Origin of the sequence: Leptothoe sp. EHU-05/26/07-4, from assembly GCF_043421015.1 — a bacterium.
In the GTDB taxonomy this organism is placed as follows: domain Bacteria; phylum Cyanobacteriota; class Cyanobacteriia; order Phormidesmidales; family Phormidesmidaceae; genus Leptothoe; species Leptothoe turfae.
In genome coordinates, this window is sequence record NZ_JAXSQV010000005.1 from 299,004 (window position 1) to 316,053 (window position 17,050).

Consider the following 17,050-nt stretch of genomic DNA (forward strand, 5'->3'; position numbering starts at 1 on the left):
CGGAGAGTCTATTTCTCCCGGCTATTTGCGATGACGCTCTGCCCACCATCCCAAATCTATGGTTAGTACTGCAAATGTGCGGTGGGTGCGTGAGGCAGGATGTCGTTAATGCCTAGATTGTTTATGCCTAGCGATTTTGATGGGGGGGTGAAAAAATGTCAACCCCCTTGTGACAGATTTCTTTGATTTTCTATGCTTGGCCACCACAAAAACTCAGATTAGTTTACGCTGATAACGAATTTACAGCTGATACGATGGGAAGGCTTTGCCTTCATGCTGATCTTGTCTATGCACTCTGAGCCAATTGCTGCAAAACAGTCTCAGAAAGTACTGTATCGAATTCTAGATGCCAACCTGGACCGGGCTCGCGAAGGCCTCCGCATTATTGAAGAATGGTGTCGGTTTGGGTTAAATGATGCCACTTTGACAGAACAAATTAAATACCTGCGTCAGACCCTGGGCGGTTGGCACAGCGATGATATTCGTCAAAGTCGCGACACCCCAGGAGACCTGGGTACGGCCCTGAGCCATCCCCAAGAAGAACAGCGAGATACTATGCAAACAGTGGTAAAGGTCAACTGCTGTCGCGTTCAAGAGGCACTGCGAGTGCTAGAAGAGTATGGCAAGCTCCATGCTAGTGAAATGGCAACGGGTGCCAAGCAGATGCGCTATCAGCTGTACACGTTAGAAAGTAAGCTGCTGGGCCATAATGTGCGGCAACTTCTGGCCAAAGCGCGCACTTATCTCGTGACATCTCCCCATGATCGTTTACTAGATGTTGTGGAGTCGGCTTTGAAGGGGGGGATTGATATTGTTCAATATCGTGAAAAGCAAGCCGATGATGACGTGCGACTGGAGTTGGCCAGCAAGATCAAAGCCCTTTGTCATCAATATGACTCGTTGTTTATTGTGAATGACCGAGTGGATATTGCTGCAGCTGTCGGGGCAGATGGCGTGCATCTGGGGCAACAAGATTTACCCATGGCAGCAGCGCGTCGCATTCTGGGACCATTGCCCATTGTGGGGCGCTCCACCACAAACTCTGTAGAAATGGCTAGAGCCATTGACGAAGGCGCTGACTACATTGGCGTTGGGCCAGTCTATGCCACACCTACAAAACCTGGAAAAGCTGCGGCTGGTTATGACTACATTCGCTACGCTGTAGAAAATGCGCCGATGCCCTGGTTTGCTATCGGTGGCATTGATCTCACCAATGTGGCCTTAGTGCGAGACGCTGGTGCACCCGGTGTCGCCATTGTGCGGGCTATTATGCAAGCCGATGACCCGCTCCAAATAACTCGTTCCTTTAACCAGCACTTTGAGTAATAGATTCCTTTTCCCTGTCCTATGAACACTAGCTCTGAAGCAACCAGCATTATGCTGCAAGTCAATGGTGAATCGAAATCCTGTGCTGAGGGGACGACGTTACCTCAGTTACTGATTCAGCTGGCTATGGATCCACGTTTGGTCGCTGTGGAATATAACGGTGAGATTTTGCATCGTCAGTTTTGGGAAACGACTGTGATGCAAACTAATGACCGCTTAGAGGTGGTGACCATTGTTGGCGGCGGCTGATCATTCACCAGGCTTCGTTAATCAGTGTTAAGAATCGTCGAGGCTTGTGTGTAGTCGGTCGGCTATGTAGGGGCGGTAATCCCGCCTCTTTTGACTCACCATATGGTCTAACTAAAAACGTTAAAGTAAAGAGGGCTACACCTTGGTGGGTTTCCCCGCCTGAGTAGAGCCTTAGTAGACCTGTCTCAGCGTTTTTCTATACCCTGCATCATGAGTCGATTTAAGCTAACCCGATTTACGTCTTGGTTACGCCCACTGCTCAAGCCGTTCTTGGTTTGTTGCCTGGCATTGGTTCTAGTGTTCTCTCAGGCTGATAGCGCTTTAGCTGCCCGTGCTGGCGGGCGCATTGGTGGCGGCAGTTTTCGGGCTCGCCCATCCTCTGGTCGGACGTATTCGTCGCCCCGTAGCTATCAAGGTCCGTCTCGTGGTTACTATCCTGGCGGCGGGTTTGGCTTTGGTTTTCCACTGGTGATGCCGCTGTTTGGTTTTGGTGGCGGTGGCCTATTTAGCTTGCTAATCTTTTTTGCGATCGCATCCTTCCTGGTCCGCAGCTTCCGCTCCACTGGCTTTGGCGAAGGAGAGACTTACACGCCTAATCCAACGGTTTCTGTCGCTCGTTTACAGGTGGGATTACTGGCCAAGGCTCGCCACCTTCAGGACGACCTTAACCGCTTAGCAACCTCCTCAGACACCAGCTCATCGGCTGGGCTGAGCAAAGTACTACAAGAAAGTACGCTGTCGCTGCTACGTCATCCCGAATACTGGGCCTATGCAGATACTGAAACCGTCCAAACCAAGCTAACGTCTGCTGAGGTGGAATTTAATCGCTTGGCGCTGATGGAGCGAAGTAAGTTCAGCCATGAAGCAGTTTCTAACGTTAATAATCAAATCTCTGGTGGTAATAGCGCTACGTTGCCCGACGCTGACGGCAATTTACAGAGTGGTGAATACATTATTGCAACCATGATTGTTGCTGCCCAAGGTAAGTTGACGCTGCCTAACGTGAATTCCGAGCAAGACTTGCACAAAGCCTTAAACCAAGTTGGGGCGATTCCGAGTGATGAACTCATGGCGGTTGAGGTAATGTGGACGCCCCAGGCCAGTGGTGAAACCTTAACGAATGATGAGGTTATTGCCCAATATCCAAATTTGAAGTTGGTTTAGGACTGTAACTTATCAGTTGTAGCGACATTGATTAGCGATGCTTAAACGGGAGTCCATCTTTTGGGCTCCCGTTTTTTATTGGACCCTTTTTTATTGGGTGACTTAGGCCCTGCATACGTGAAATTTTGTTTTGACGATTACCTTGATGTCCTATTGTTTTGACAAATGTTTTTCACTTTCGAGCCTATCTAAGTACAGATCCGGGTATAGTGGTTCCGGCTTGAGGGGCCGACCCGGTAGCCGAAAATGAACTAATGTGCTTAACTTTTGAACAATCTCCCTTGCGCCTGTTTTTTAGAAGGTTCCCATGCTTGTTCTGCTTACCCGTGTTTTACTTTGGGCTACTCTTGGACTCTTAGTTTGGTACATTCTGACTAAAATCATTCCAAAACAGTACCTGACTTGGTTTGGCGGAGTAATTGTTCTGATTCTGATTGTTGCCTCCTTTGCAGATCCCAATGATGAAACAATTGGAACTATTTGGCGGCTGCTCTCATTGCCATTGACGCCTCTCGGGGCAACAATTTTGCTGTTGGGATCTGCAATCAGTGACGGTGTGGGAAAAGTAAAAGGGCAGCAGGTGGCAGCGGCCTTGGCTATTTTGGTCATTACCAGCCTGCCGATTTTTAGTCGCTTCATCGTTGCCCGCTCAGAGCTAGAAGTGCAGCAGGCATTTGCTGCAAGAGCGGCCCAGTGTGCTGAGGTTTGTCCTGCCGGTTTAGAAGGACCGCGATTAGACCGGACAGGGGCGATTGTGGTGCTGGGTAATGATGCTGGAGATTCGCAAGGAGCCGTTGCCTTTCAAAGTGCGAGTGATCAAGCATATAACTCAACGCTGGTACCCCGCTTAATTTATGGATCTCAACTTTATAATGAGGCTCGTCAAGCAGGTGCCGATCCGTTTGTAATTGTGACCGCTGACCCCGGTGGAAGTGGTGAAGCTAGTCAGGTCAAGCGCCAGAATATTAGAACGGTTCTGGTTAATAATGGAGTGCCTGGAGAAAATATTCGTTTTGAGTCCACTGGTTTGAACGTCCATGGCACAGCTGATAGGGTAGATCGATTTTTGCGTAATCAGCAGGTACTACCGGCGAGAAATAATCGCAATGAGCCGACCGATCCACGGATTATGCTGGTGGCTCCAGCCATGACGATGACACGCTCGGCATTGACCTTTGAGAATATGGATATGCAGGTCATTGCTAAGCCGACAGATTTTTACTCAGTCAATACATGGTCCGGGAATGATACGTTTTCCCGATTGCCTGACATCATTCCTAATGTAGATGCCCTACAGCTAACATCCCGCTATTGGGATGAGGTGCTGACATCCACCTACTATTTTCTACGGGGTTGGCTCCCTGACTTCGACTTTGGTTGGGACTCTAATATCGAACTCTAATATTAGCCATCACTGCTTAGGGTCATCACCGCTCAGCTTGTACTAAAAGGCAAGCTGGGCTTTAGGGTACTACGATAGTGAAGCAGCGATGGCTGCAGAAGCGTTTCGAGTACTTTTATGGCAAAGTCTAGGCTGCAGTATCTAACCAGCTATCTTCAACCACATCGTCGACATCTTTTCGTGGGTATTTCAACCCTCTTGGTGGTTAATATCCTGAGCGTATGGATTCCCTTAATTATTGGTGATGCAGTTGAGCGCCTCAAAATTGCCTTTAGCCAGGGCACTATTTTGCGCTATGTGCTGTTGATTTTGGTATTAGCCACGGTCATGTGGGTAATACGTATGGCGTCACGAGTGCTGATCTTTGGTGTGGGGCGTAAGGTTGAGTTCGATCTTAAACAGCGCATTTTTGAGCATTTGCTGTCGTTAGAGCCTGCCTATTTTGCAGAAAATACCATTGGTGATCTGATCAACAGAGCCACCAGTGACGTGGATAATATTCGCCGGTTATTAGGGTTTGCCGTACTTAGCTTGGCGAATATCCTATTTGCTTATAGCTTTACTGTGCCAGCGATGCTGCGTATCAGTGTGCGTTTAACGTTGGTGGCGTTGGCTATTTATCCGGTCATGATGCTATTGGTGGGCTCCTTTAGCAATCGTCTGCGGCAAGAACAGTTGGATGTTCAACAGTCACTGTCTGACCTGAGCACCCTGATTCAAGAGGATATGAGTGGCATTGGATTGATCAAAATCTACGCTCAGGAGACAAACGAGCAACAAGCGTTTGCTCAGCGTAATGATGAAGTACTGGAGGCTAATTTATCCCTGGCTCGTACCCGTAATACGCTCTTTCCGTTGCTGGGAGGTTTAGCTAGCCTAAGTTTGGCCATTATTTTAGCGGTGGGGGCTCGCAGCATTGCTGCAGGCACGTTGGCTGTAGGCGATTTTGTCACCCTTTTGCTTTACGTCAATAACCTGGTTTTTCCAACCGCTCTGCTCGGATTTACGATTACGTCCTATCAGCGGGGTGAGGTTAGTGTTGACCGCATTGAGGCAATTTTTGCGGCTCAGCCGAGGGTGGCGAGCGTTGCCAAGGCATCATCTTTGCCTGTGGGTGAAGTATCTGGCCGATTACAGGCTCAAGGGTTGACTTATGCATATCCTGGCACTGATACGCCAGCGATTCAGGATATTTCGTTTTCTATCGAGCCTGGGGAGACCGTTGCTTTAGTGGGCCCCATTGGTTCGGGTAAATCTACACTGGCCAAAACCCTACCCCGGATTTTAGAAATTCCGGAAGGGCACCTGTTTATAGATGATTACGATGTGACCCAGGTAGCTCTGCCAGATCTGCGACGGGCAATTGCTTTTGTTCCCCAAGACAGTTTTTTATTCAGTACCAAAATTAAAAATAACTTGCGCTATGGGGTGCCGTTGGCAGAAATGCCTGAGATTGAGCAAGCGGCAAAACTCGCTCAGATTCGGAACGAGATTGCCAATTTTCCTAACCAATATGACACCGTTGTGGGTGAGCGCGGGATTACGTTGTCTGGAGGTCAGCGACAGCGAACGGCGTTGGGAAGAGCACTGCTGGTGGATGCTCCTATTTTGGTACTGGATGATGCCTTGTCTAGTGTTGACAACCAAACGGCAACTCAAATTTTGGATAATTTATCCCACGGTACCCAGCGCAAGACGGTGATTTTTATTACTCACCAGATGTCAGCTGCGGCAAATTGCGATCGCATTATCGTAATGGATCAAGGTCGCATCGTTCAGACAGGCAGCCACGATAGTTTAGTCCGGCGTGCTGGTTTATATCAGCAACTTTGGAATCAGCACAAACTTAAAGAAGTACTCCAATAGTGCTTATAAAACCCATGGATGTTTAGCTACAGCTAAACATCCATGGGTGCAAAATTGAATTACTATTTGCCATTGTCCAACTCATTCAAACTGGGGCTAATTCAGGCTTCATTAGCTAATTGCGCCGGGCAGTGCAAAGATCGGCAAATACATAGCCACCAAGATTGAACCAACCATACCCCCCAGAAAAATAATCATAATGGGTTCCATAATGCTGGTTAAGGCTTTAACGGCTTGTTCAACCTCATCCTCATAAAAGTCTGCGACTTTCATCAGCATTTGGTCTAATTCACCTGTTTCCTCACCAATGCTAATCATCTGAATGGCCATAACAGGAAAGACTTGGTGTCTTTGTAAAGCCAGGCTGATCATGCCCCCTGTCTGAATCTCTGAACGAGCCTCTTCAATTGCATTGGCAATCACCTGGTTGCCAGAGGTATCTCGAACAATTTCTAAGGCTGTCAAAATGGGAACACCTGAGCGCGAAAGTGAGCCAAATGTGCGGCAGAATCTTGCAGTTGCTGACTTTTGAACTAAATCACCAAATAGAGGCAGCTTCAAGAACAGACGATCCATTGTTTCCCGGCCAGCGCGAGTTTTGTAGTACTGTCTGTACGCAATTCCAGCAATCACTAGGGCTGCAATCGTTAACAAAACCAGGAGAGGATTACGCAGAAATCGGCTTATGTTGATCATAAACTGCGTAAAAGCTGGCAGCTCTGCCCCAAGCTCAATAAAGATCTCTTCAAAGATGGGCAACAGGAAGACCGTCATACCAATAAAGATGGTGACCGCTAGAACCCCTACCGTTACTGGATAAGCCATAGCAGACTTAATCTGGTTCTGTAAGCGATTTAGATCCTCCAAAAGCTTTGCCAGACGATTGAGAACCTCATCCAGCACACCACCGACCTCTCCTGCCTGAACCATGCTCACATAGAGCAGATCAAAGCTAGCTGGATGCTTGCGCATCGAGTCAGATAAGTTGTTTCCCTGTTGGACATCAGAGTTGATCTCCAGCAGGGCTTTCTTTAACTTGGGGTTAGGGCATTGCTCACCCAAAATTCCAATGCCTCTGACTAGGCCAACCCCAGCATTGACTAGAGCCGCAAACTGACGCGAAAAAACAGCCTTATCCTTAACCGAAACCTGAACTAGAGAGGTTTTCATATCCTCCCAATTTAAATTCAAGCCTCGATCTTGCTTAATGCTCTGAATATAAACTCCACGCTCCTTAAGCATGGTGCGAGCTTCACCAGGCGAATCAGCAACAACCTTCTCACGTCGTGTACGACCTGTGGTGTCTCGACCTGTAGCAACATAGGTAGGCATGGATTTTACCTCTGCAAATTTTAGGCTTATAAGTTATGGAAGGCTTTATACAGCGTTGCCTGATTTTTAGGCAACCCCCAACGTTAACTAGTAAGGAGTTTGTAAATCAGACATCAACCTTTAACTAACGGCGTGCACCAGTAGCAGAACGACCACGCTGTTGATTCCTGGGAGTACCGGTACCACTAGTGGTACCAGCACCACCTGCATTGATCAAGCGTTGTAATTCGTCAGCTCGGGACGATTTGCCTATGGCACTTTCAAAGCTAATCGTGCCAGCTTTATGCAGATCAGCTAAAACCATCTCTAACGTCTGCATGCCCAGCTTACCGCCAGTTTGAATAGCACCATAAATTTGAGCGGTTTTACCTTCTCGGATCAAGTTAGAAATCGCTGGGGTGACCACCATAATCTCTTGAGCCATTACACGACCAAACTCACCAGGCTTGGGATTTGCTTTAGGAACAAGGGTCTGACTGAGAACAGCAACCAGAGAATTAGAAAGCTGTACACGTACTTGCTGTTGCTGTCCCGGTGGAAACACATCAATCATTCGATCTACAGTTTGCGCTGCAGAACTTGTGTGTAAGGTACCAAAAACAAGGTGCCCTGTTTCTGCCGCTGAAATTGCCAGGGAGATCGTTTCTAAATCCCGCATCTCACCCACCAGGATGACATCAGGATCTTCCCGTAGCGCTGCCCTAAGTGCGTTGGCAAAACTCTTAGTATCTTCACCAATCTGGCGTTGATGAATCAAACTCTTAATGGGCTCATAGACAAATTCAATCGGGTCCTCGACTGTCAGAATATGCTCAGCCCTGGAATGATTAATATCATTGATCATCGAAGCCAATGTGGTCGACTTGCCCGACCCCGTTGGCCCAGTCACCAAAATCAACCCCCGGGGCTTTCGAGCTAACTCAATTACGATATTGGGGAGACCTAGTAAATCAGCACTTGGAATTTTGGAACTCAGCGCTCTTAAACAGGCGGCATAGGTGCCTCTGTCCTTATAAACATTGACCCGAAAACGCGCTAAGCCTTTAACACCGTAGGAACAATCTAGCTCCCAAGTCTGCTCTAGGTGTTTCCGTTGGGTATTATTGAGCATGCTGAAAATCAGTCGTTGACACTGTTCAGGTGTCAGCGGTGGATGTTCAGTTGGGGTGAGGTGACCACTAACCCGAATGTATGGGGGCAAACCTGCTGAAAGGTGAAGGTCAGATCCGCCTCGCTCAACCACCTCTTCCATCAAGTCTTCGATCATCATTTCCATAGGGCCACCTCAGGTAGATATCTACAAAATCGTTATAAGCAGAGAAATAAAGGAAATAGAGAAGCTGGTCAGCAGAGCTCAACATAAGTAATGGAGATGATTGTACCCATTTCAACCTTATGAATTACATCTAGTTAGCTTAGTTAACTAGTTTGGAAGCGCGGTGTTAGACAATAAGGACAATCCAACCAGTCGTGGTGTAGTTCGGCACCACAGGTGGAACAGCTTAAAACACTCTTACGTCTGGCCTTGAGCTCGGCCTCCAAGCCTGTATCGGTGAATGTCACGCGTTCTACTTCTTCTAATGTTGTGTAGCCTTGCTCCACAAGATTAAGACTGTAAGACAGCAAGGTTTGCATTCCTTCTTCGACGGCAGCCTCCTTAATATGTTCTGCAGGTGCCCCATCAGAAATCATTTTCTGCAAGCCTTCGGTTATACGCATAACCTCATACACACCTACTCGGCCCTTATAGCCTGAACCCTGACAAGTTTGGCAAAGCGCACCGGTATTGTTAGCCGTTTCAGCTTGCTCTGGAGAAACCGTATGGGCTCGATAAAACTTAATGTCACCGCTAGAAGAACTAAGGCCAAAGCGGGCCAGCTCTTCACTACTGGGGGTATAGGCTATTCTGCAATCGGTGCATACTCGCCGTACCAGACGCTGTGCCAGCACACCCACTAATGAACTGGATACTTGGAAAGCTTCCACTTCCATTTCATTTAGACGGGAAATGGCACCTGCTGCATCGTTGGTATGCAAGGTCGTTAATACAAGGTGGCCGGTGAGTGCTGCTTCAATGGCTGTTTTAGCTGTTTCGGTATCACGGGTCTCACCCACTAGAATTACATCGGGGTCTTGCCGTAGAAATGCCCGCAAAAGCAGTGGAAAGTCGATGCCTTTTTCACGAATAACTTGTACCTGAGTAATGCCTGGTAGAGCATATTCAATTGGATCTTCCGCAGTACTTATATTGATGCTGGGATCATTGCGCTCTGCCAGGACTGAATAAAGGGTCGTCGTCTTACCTGAACCTGTGGGTCCCGTTACTAGAATCAACCCATAGGGGGAATTGGTCATCTCCCGAACGATGCTCAGAGTCTCATCATCCGTGATCAGCTTATCCAAACCAAGCTGGGTATTGGTATTATCTAGAATTCGTAAAACGACTTTCTCACCATAGCGACTAGGAATAGTGCTAACCCGAAAGTCAACTTTACGTCCTTGGAATACTCGCCGAATCCGACCATCCTGGGGAATACGTCGCTCTGCAATATCTAGCTCAGAAATGATTTTTAAACGGGCTGTAACCGCTGGGATAATCTTTTTAGGAAATTTTTGAAAAGCCTGACGTAGAACCCCATCACGGCGAAACCGAATACGTAAAAAGTCTTCCTGCGGCTCGACGTGAATATCAGAAGCCCCTTCTTGGAGAGCCTTAACTAATATTTTATTAACTAATGCAATAACAGGAGCTGCACCTGCATCCTGAACTGCTGTGCTTAAATCAGCTTCTTCATCCAGGGCATCTTCAAGTCCGGCATCATCAAGGTCTAAATCCTCTAAATTTGAGTTGACATCTACAGCCTGTTCAAAATCTCGTTGCTTTTCCTTGGCAACTTGATCATCTAAATATGCCGAAATCATCCGTTGATAGTCTTCAACGGTGATAACCATGCGGCGTAACTTTAGATTTTTCGGGCGTAAGATGCGATTGAGATCATCCTGAGCCTCTAAATTCTCTGGATCCACCATGGCCACGAGTACCGTGGAAATATCATCTTGGGTGGTTTGAGAAAGCGGTAGTAAACGATGGCGGCGACAGATATCAACGGGAATTAAACTGTCAATTAAATTGCCAACTTTTGTATCAGATACACTTTCAAGCTCTGGATCTAGTGACTCTACCCCGTAGAGGATCTTAAGTTCGAATAGCTGTTGTTTCTTATACTGTCGTAGGAGTTCTGGACTCAGCTGCTGACCAGTCAGTGACTCTAATACATCAGTTAACGAGCGTCCTGACTTTCGACTTTCAACCAATGCCTGTTGCATTTGGTCAGTATCAACGTAACCCGCTTGAATTAGCTGGTTGCTAAATGGTGAAAAGCTTCTTTGTAGAACAAGCGCTTTCCGAGATGATGATGAGGAATTGGTCATAGTCGCCGCAGAAAATCCTTACAGAAGGTTGCCCACAAAACGCTTTTCTGTAGACAGCTACAATCGGGGGCTTTATCCTGTAAATTCAGGATGCTCCCAAACGTTGCAGCGTATCGTACAACGCTGCTTCATTTCCCGATAATAGCTTGAACAATAGCATCCAGCTAGCCGCAATACTGGCATTGTGAGTTGAAAATGAATATGGCAATCGAAAATATATGTGATGCCTGCCCTAATTTTATGTAGTCATTACGTTGCAAAATGCACTATTGTGATACGTCTAAGGTGATTGTATAGAGACTACAGACCAGGGTGGTGTTGGGCTTTCTAGGCTAGAAACGTGGTTTTTGATCTGGATCCTTACATAAACGGGGTCTTAGCGTGGCGCAACTCGCTTAAAATATCAGCGTCTAAGGCAATGGTTACCCCCTATGTTCTGTTATTGATGAGGTTAAACGATGGTAGAGGACGTTAATCCGGCAGAAAACGTTAATCCAGCGGAAAGTAATTCTATGGAAGAGGATGAAGCCTCTGATGTGATCAATGAGGTGGATGAAAATATTGAAGAGCTTAAGGTTGAAGACGCTGATATAGATATAGATTTTGAGAATGAGTTGCCTGAGGTTGCCTCCAATGATGTAGCGGCTAAGGGGGCGGATGCTTCTCCAGATGATTTGGCTGCTATCTCTAATTTGGAAGACCAAGTAGCACAGCTAAAAGTGCAATTGGAGGATAGGAGTAGTCAATATTTAAGGCTGACAGCTGATTTCGAAAACTTTCGTAAGCGTACGAGCCGTGAGAAAGAAGACCTTGAACTTCAAATCAAGTGCAATACCATTAGCAATATGTTAGAGGTTGTGGATAACTTTGAGCGGGCTCGGGCTCAAATTAAGCCTCAAAATGACGGTGAAATGGCTGTTCATAAGAGCTATCAGAGTGTTTATAAGCAACTGGTGGAAGCTCTTAAGCGTATCGGTGTGGCTCCAATGCGAGCAGAGGGTAAAGAATTTGACCCTAATCTACATGAAGCTGTAATGCGTGAACCGACAGATGAGCATGCTGAAGGTACAGTTATTGAAGAATTAGTAAGGGGATATGTTTTAGGGGAGCGAGTTTTGCGTCATGCCATGGTCAAAGTTGCTACTCCTTTAGAGGAATAACTCCGAACTTCCGAACTCTATTGAAGGTAAAAAATACTTGCTCAAAACATAGCTGAGCTAGTTATTAAAGCTAGCTCGGTTATGAAGCTTTCTTGAATATCAAGGTGCTTTATTAGAGTTTATGGTTTTGGGTATTGTATTTATATTGGAGAGTAGCTCAAGCATGTTTTCCAAATGTGCTCATTGCAGATACTTTCTGTGGTTGAGAGTTATCAACAGGGTGTAACCATATAGCAATTTTTTACTTAAAGCATATATCTATATCGGTTAGTCCATACGGCTAATGCTTGCTATAAGTTCAGTGCATCCTTTGAATGGTTTTTGCCAATTCTTATTTTTTAGAGAAATATGGATTTACTGTGCAAGCTAATGTTGGTTGGTTGATGGACGTCTATTTCTAAAAAGTTGTGTGATTTTCTGGAGTAAGCAGGCTCTCAGATGGGTAAAGTTATTGGCATTGATTTAGGAACTACAAATAGCTGTGTTGCTGTTCTAGAAGGTGGCAAGCCCGAGGTGATTACTAACACTGAGGGTGGGCGAACTATGCCGAGCATTGTTGGATTTGCCAAGAATGGAGAACGGTTGGTTGGCCAGCTAGCAAAGCGTCAGGCCGTTACGAATGCAGAAAATACTGTTTACAGTATTAAGCGCTTCATCGGGCGTCGTTGGGAAGATACGTCCAGTGAGAGATCCCGAGTGCCTTACACGTGTGTACGCGGAAAAGATGACACGGTGGATGTTCTAATTCGCGGCAGGGCTTACACTCCACAAGAAGTGTCTGCCATGACTCTACAGAAGCTGAAGCAGGATGCAGAAGCTTATCTTGGTGAGGAGGTTACTCAGGCTGTTATTACAGTACCTGCTTACTTTACCGATGCCCAGCGCCAAGCAACCAAGGATGCTGGGAAGATCGCTGGCCTAGAAGTGTTGCGTATTATCAACGAGCCAACGGCCGCTGCCTTATCCTATGGTCTTGACAAGTTAGATCAGGATCAGACTGTTTTGGTGTTTGACCTGGGCGGTGGCACATTTGATGTTTCCATTCTGCAGCTCGGAGACGGCGTTTTTGAAGTGAAAGCCACGTCTGGTAACAATCATCTTGGTGGTGACGATTTTGACAATAGTATCGTCACCGCTTTGTTGGATCAGTTTCGTGACCAGGAGGGGATGGATCTATCAACGGATCGTATGGCTCTACAGCGTATCCGTGAAGCGTCAGAGAAAGCCAAGATTGAGCTTTCGACTCGGGCTACAACATCTATTAATTTGCCTTTTATTGCAGCAGATGAAGCTGGACCTAAACATCTGGAGTCTGAGCTGTCCCGCACTAAATTTGAAGAGTTGGCGAAGCCGCTGGTTGCAGCAACATTAGAACCTGTAGGACAGGCTTTGAAGGATGCTGAGCTGACGCCAGATGACATTGATCGGATTCTACTAGTAGGTGGCTCTACAAGGATTCCAGCTGTTCAAAAGGCTATCACTGATTACTTTAACGGCAAGACACCTGATCGCTCTGTGAATCCAGATGAAGCAGTGGCCTTAGGCGCGTCTATTCAGGCGGGTGTGCTAGGAGGTGAGGTCAAGGACTTATTGCTATTGGACGTGACTCCCCTATCGCTAGGGATTGAAACCTTAGGTGAGGTGTTTACTAAAGTAATTGAGCGAAATACTACCATCCCAACTAGTAAGTCGCAGACTTTTTCAACGGCAACGGATGGTCAAACGTCGGTGGAAGTCCATGCTTTGCAAGGTGAGCGGGCGATGGCTCGGGATAATAAGAGTCTTGGCCGATTTGAGCTGACAGGTATTCCACCTGCACCTAGGGGGATACCTCAAATTGAAGTTTCCTTTGAAATTGATGCTGACGGTATTCTGCAAGTAGCTGCTAAGGATAAAGGCACTGGTCGGGCGCAGAGCATTCGTATTACTAACACAGGCGGTCTAACGTCTAGTGAAATTGATAAGATGCGCGAGGAGGCTGAAGCCTACGCGGACGAAGATGCTCGTCGCAAGATCGTTGCTGAAATGAAGAATAAGGCTGACACCCTCTTCTATAGCTATGAGTCGACGATGCGGGAGAACGCTGAGTGGATCAGTGAAGAGCGTAAAGCTCAAGCTCAGGAGTCTGAGGTTGCATTGCGGGCTGCCCTGCATAATAAGGACATTACGCCTGAAGAACTTCAATCAGCACTAGATGCATTGCAACAAACTATTTTTGCAATCGGTGCTGAGATGTATCGCCAGGTGAATGAAGATAACTATGATATTGCGATGGATGAGACGACTCCAGATATGTCCACATCTGAGCCTGTTGAGCCCATTGGTGCCGAAGCGACTCCAGTAGAAGAACCTGCGTCAGTAGCCACTCCTGAAGCTATAGATCTGTTGGCTGATGATCCGGAGTTTGATTTGGATGCAACTATTACGGCGGATTACGAAGCGATTGAATAGTAACCGAATGATTAGAGTACGGGAATTGCGAATCAGTAATGTGCCGTGCTTACGTAGAATAGTTGGATAGGTTTCCAGTTGTCGTTGTTAAGCTAGCATTCTATGGCTCGTGATTACTATGAGGTGCTCGGTGTTTCCCGGGGGGCCGATCAGGATGAAGTAAAGCGCGCTTATCGGCGGCTGGCACGTAAGTATCACCCTGATGTCAATAAAGATCCGGGTGCAGAAGACAAATTCAAAGAGATCAATCGAGCGTACGAGGTTTTATCTGAACCGGAAATTAGGGCTCGGTATGATCGCTTTGGCGAAGCTGGTGTGGGTGGTGCTGCGGCTGGTGGCGCAGGCTTTCAAGATTTTTCTGATATGGGTGGTTTCGCCGATATCTTTGAAAGCTTCTTTAGCGGATTTTCTGGTGGCCCCAGTCAGGCTAAGCGACGTGGTCCTATGCGTGGGGACGATCTACGTCTCGATCTGAAATTAGACTTCACTGAGGCTATTTTTGGCGGTGAAAAAGAGATCAAAATTAGCCATTTAGAGAATTGTATGACCTGTAAGGGGTCTGGTGCAAAACCAGGTACTCGTCCTCGGACTTGTTCTACATGCGGTGGCTCAGGTCAGGTGCGTCGAGCGACTCGCACACCCTTTGGTAGTTTTACTCAGGTTTCAGCTTGTCCTACCTGCAATGGCACAGGTGAAGTTGTGGAAGAGCGCTGCGAAGTTTGTGGCGGTGCAGGGCGTAAGCAGGAAACTAAGAAGCTTAAAATTACAATTCCTGCTGGCGTAGATAATGGCACGCGTTTGAGGGTTTCCAATGAAGGGGATGCAGGGATGCGGGGCGGCCCACCGGGTGACTTGTATGTATACCTGTTTGTCAAAGAACACAGCAAGTTTAAGCGTGATGGCATCAATGTGCTTTCGGATCTCAAGGTGAGTTATTTGCAGGCTATCTTAGGCTGTGATTTGAAGGTGGATACTGTTGATGGGCCAGTGGATGTGCATGTGCCACCAGGGACCCAGCCCAACACAGTTGTGACGATGGAAAATCGTGGTGTGCCTAAGTTGGGTAATCCAGTTAGTCGTGGTAATCACTTGCTAACTGTTCTAGTGGATATTCCTACTCGGATTAAGACTGAAGAACGTGATCTTCTGGCTAAATTAGCTGAAGTGCGAGGTGATTCAGTCTCTAAGAAGGGGTTGGAAGGTTTTTTAGGTGGTCTGTTTAAGGGCTAGGCTTGGGACGCCGACGATTAAGATATTTCTTTTGTAGTATGACGGATGTTTTGAATCGACCTGACGAAACGTTGGATTTGCGTGGGACACCCTGTCCTCTGAATTTTGTGCGTACCAAGCTCAAGTTGCAACGAATGCCGCTTGGTGAACTTTTAGAAGTTTGGCTGGATGCTGGTGAACCTGTGGAGCAAGTCCCCGATAGTCTACGTTCAGAAGGGTTTCTAATTGAAGCATTGGAAGCAAGTCCAGAAGGTTACTTTGCACTGCAGGTGCGACGACCTGTGGTATGAGGGGAGCAACGGAGTACTTAACCTTATCGTCCATTGAAGGAACTGTAGTTGCCTGTCAGGCAAATTACTATCAAGTTAAGCTGTCTCTAGAAGATGCTGAACCTCATTATTTTTTGTGTACCCGCCGTGCTCGTTTGAAAAAACTTGGGCAACAGGTGGTGGTAGGCGATAGGGTTTTGGTGGAAGAGATTGATTGGCAGGATAAGCGAGGCGCGATCGCAACCATTCAAACGCGTACCAATTTGCTCGACCGTCCCCCTATTTCCAATGTTGACCAAATCCTTTTAGTGTTTGCCTTAGCTGAACCTGCTTTAGATCCTGCTCAGCTGAGTCGATTTTTAGTTAAAGCAGAATCCACGGGCATTCCCGTGACCCTTTGTCTCAATAAACGGGATCTGCTTTGCCAGGAGTCAATTGACCACTGGCAAACGCGCTTAAGTGATTGGGGCTATGAGCCTTTGCTAGTAAGCGTTCGAGAAGATAAAGAGCTACCTGTCGCTCTGATGGAGACCTTAAAGCATCGAGTGAGTGTTGTTGCTGGTCCTTCAGGTGTAGGGAAGTCGAGTCTTCTGAACCGTTTAGTGCCTGATGTGGATGCTCGCACCAATGCAGTTTCTGGCAAGCTGGGTAGAGGGCGGCACACCACGCGCCATGTGGAATTATTTGATTTGCCAGCCGGTGGTTTGTTAGCTGATACCCCTGGTTTTAATCAACCTGATTTGACTTGTCCCGTTGAGACGTTGATGGCATGTTTCCCAGAAATCCGTCAGCGTGCGGGCCACTGTCAGTTTAATGACTGCCTCCATCGCGATGAGCCTGGCTGTAGTGTTCGCGGTGAGTGGGAGCGCTATGACTATTACCTGTCTTTACTCAATGAAGTACTGCACCATCAGCAGCAGTTGGATGATCGTCCCACTGCTGAGGTGACTGAAAAAGTGAAGATGGGCAGCGATGGTCAGGTACAACACGAGCCGAAGCTAGAGGCTAAAAAATACCGTCGCACATCCCGTCGTCGTCATCATCAAGACTTGCAAGACATGTGCTACGACGTGATGGGAGCGAAGTCCATTGATGATGTCGATGATGCAGTTCTAGAGGAATATGGGTTTTGAGTTTTGGCGCATGAGGGGTACGGAGTAGAGAGTATG

At 47.2% G+C, this 17,050-nt stretch carries 13 protein-coding genes; 10 read left to right on the forward strand and 3 right to left on the reverse strand.

Annotated elements, in window-relative coordinates:
• Positions 1 to 288 precede the first annotated feature (288 nt).
• The 5 genes from U2F10_RS19875 to U2F10_RS19895 all read left to right on the forward strand — a co-directional run bounded on the left by U2F10_RS19875 (position 289) and on the right by U2F10_RS19895 (position 6,007).
• Positions 289 to 1,326 carry a thiamine phosphate synthase gene (locus U2F10_RS19875; protein WP_250565677.1) on the forward strand — a complete coding sequence of 346 codons (1,038 nt, stop codon included), beginning with the start codon at positions 289 to 291 and terminating at the stop codon, positions 1,324 to 1,326.
• 21 nt (positions 1,327 to 1,347) lie between these two features.
• On the forward strand, positions 1,348 to 1,575 hold the full coding sequence (thiS, locus tag U2F10_RS19880) for a sulfur carrier protein ThiS (RefSeq protein WP_163662735.1): 228 nt from the start codon (positions 1,348 to 1,350) through the stop codon (positions 1,573 to 1,575).
• Between the two features lie 210 nt (positions 1,576 to 1,785).
• A complete protein-coding gene (locus U2F10_RS19885; protein ID WP_499873124.1) occupies positions 1,786 to 2,739 on the forward strand; it encodes a DUF1517 domain-containing protein in 954 nt (317 codons plus the stop codon).
• Positions 2,740 to 3,046: 307 nt separating this feature from the next.
• Positions 3,047 to 4,141 carry a YdcF family protein gene (locus tag U2F10_RS19890; protein ID WP_163662731.1) on the forward strand — a complete coding sequence of 365 codons (1,095 nt, stop codon included), beginning with the start codon at positions 3,047 to 3,049 and terminating at the stop codon, positions 4,139 to 4,141.
• A gap of 117 nt (positions 4,142 to 4,258) precedes the next feature.
• The gene (locus tag U2F10_RS19895; RefSeq protein ID WP_163697536.1) at positions 4,259 to 6,007 is read left to right on the forward strand and encodes an ABC transporter ATP-binding protein; all 1,749 of its coding nucleotides are present in this window, start codon (positions 4,259 to 4,261) and stop codon (positions 6,005 to 6,007) included.
• A 111-nt stretch (positions 6,008 to 6,118) separates the two neighbouring features.
• Here the strand turns inward: U2F10_RS19895 and U2F10_RS19900 are convergent, their stop codons facing one another.
• The 3 genes from U2F10_RS19900 to U2F10_RS19910 form a co-directional block, all read right to left on the reverse strand.
• A complete protein-coding gene (locus tag U2F10_RS19900; RefSeq protein ID WP_006516386.1) occupies positions 6,119 to 7,339 on the reverse strand; it encodes a type II secretion system F family protein in 1,221 nt (406 codons plus the stop codon).
• Between the two features lie 124 nt (positions 7,340 to 7,463).
• Entirely contained in the window at positions 7,464 to 8,615 is a 1,152-nt protein-coding gene (locus tag U2F10_RS19905; RefSeq protein ID WP_163662728.1) for a type IV pilus twitching motility protein PilT, read from the reverse strand.
• 143 nt (positions 8,616 to 8,758) lie between these two features.
• The gene (locus U2F10_RS19910) at positions 8,759 to 10,771 is read right to left on the reverse strand and encodes a GspE/PulE family protein (protein WP_163662725.1); all 2,013 of its coding nucleotides are present in this window, start codon (positions 10,769 to 10,771) and stop codon (positions 8,759 to 8,761) included.
• Between the two features lie 458 nt (positions 10,772 to 11,229).
• Here U2F10_RS19910 and grpE point away from each other — a divergent pair, with 458 nt between their 5' ends.
• The 5 genes from grpE to rsgA all read left to right on the forward strand — a co-directional run bounded on the left by grpE (position 11,230) and on the right by rsgA (position 17,014).
• Positions 11,230 to 11,931, forward strand: a complete 702-nt coding sequence (grpE, locus tag U2F10_RS19915) for a nucleotide exchange factor GrpE (RefSeq protein WP_250564885.1) — start codon at positions 11,230 to 11,232, stop codon at positions 11,929 to 11,931.
• 438 nt (positions 11,932 to 12,369) lie between these two features.
• Positions 12,370 to 14,382 (forward strand): molecular chaperone DnaK, encoded by a 2,013-nt coding sequence (gene dnaK, locus U2F10_RS19920; protein ID WP_163662723.1) that lies wholly within the window; start codon positions 12,370 to 12,372, stop codon positions 14,380 to 14,382.
• 102 nt (positions 14,383 to 14,484) lie between these two features.
• Positions 14,485 to 15,612, forward strand: a complete 1,128-nt coding sequence (gene dnaJ / locus U2F10_RS19925) for a molecular chaperone DnaJ (protein ID WP_499873125.1) — start codon at positions 14,485 to 14,487, stop codon at positions 15,610 to 15,612.
• Between the two features lie 38 nt (positions 15,613 to 15,650).
• Entirely contained in the window at positions 15,651 to 15,902 is a 252-nt protein-coding gene (locus tag U2F10_RS19930) for a sulfurtransferase TusA family protein (RefSeq protein WP_163697542.1), read from the forward strand.
• A complete protein-coding gene (gene rsgA / locus U2F10_RS19935) occupies positions 15,899 to 17,014 on the forward strand; it encodes a small ribosomal subunit biogenesis GTPase RsgA (RefSeq protein ID WP_163662717.1) in 1,116 nt (371 codons plus the stop codon). The genes U2F10_RS19930 and rsgA overlap by 4 nt, the downstream gene beginning before the upstream one ends.
• Positions 17,015 to 17,050 lie beyond the last annotated feature (36 nt).

Bases quoted from the DNA above. Each gene is read 5' to 3' on its own strand.
- U2F10_RS19875 (WP_250565677.1), top strand. From the start codon at position 289: ATGCACTCTGAGCCAATTGCTGCAAAACAGTCTCAGAAAGTACTGTAT.
- thiS (WP_163662735.1), top strand. From the start codon at position 1,348: ATGAACACTAGCTCTGAAGCAACCAGCATTATGCTGCAAGTCAATGGT.
- U2F10_RS19885 (WP_499873124.1), top strand. From the start codon at position 1,786: ATGAGTCGATTTAAGCTAACCCGATTTACGTCTTGGTTACGCCCACTG.
- U2F10_RS19890 (WP_163662731.1), top strand. From the start codon at position 3,047: ATGCTTGTTCTGCTTACCCGTGTTTTACTTTGGGCTACTCTTGGACTC.
- U2F10_RS19895 (WP_163697536.1), top strand. From the start codon at position 4,259: ATGGCAAAGTCTAGGCTGCAGTATCTAACCAGCTATCTTCAACCACAT.
- U2F10_RS19900 (WP_006516386.1), bottom strand. From the start codon at position 7,339: ATGCCTACCTATGTTGCTACAGGTCGAGACACCACAGGTCGTACACGA.
- U2F10_RS19905 (WP_163662728.1), bottom strand. From the start codon at position 8,615: ATGGAAATGATGATCGAAGACTTGATGGAAGAGGTGGTTGAGCGAGGC.
- U2F10_RS19910 (WP_163662725.1), bottom strand. From the start codon at position 10,771: ATGACCAATTCCTCATCATCATCTCGGAAAGCGCTTGTTCTACAAAGA.
- grpE (WP_250564885.1), top strand. From the start codon at position 11,230: ATGGTAGAGGACGTTAATCCGGCAGAAAACGTTAATCCAGCGGAAAGT.
- dnaK (WP_163662723.1), top strand. From the start codon at position 12,370: ATGGGTAAAGTTATTGGCATTGATTTAGGAACTACAAATAGCTGTGTT.
- dnaJ (WP_499873125.1), top strand. From the start codon at position 14,485: ATGGCTCGTGATTACTATGAGGTGCTCGGTGTTTCCCGGGGGGCCGAT.
- U2F10_RS19930 (WP_163697542.1), top strand. From the start codon at position 15,651: ATGACGGATGTTTTGAATCGACCTGACGAAACGTTGGATTTGCGTGGG.
- rsgA (WP_163662717.1), top strand. From the start codon at position 15,899: ATGAGGGGAGCAACGGAGTACTTAACCTTATCGTCCATTGAAGGAACT.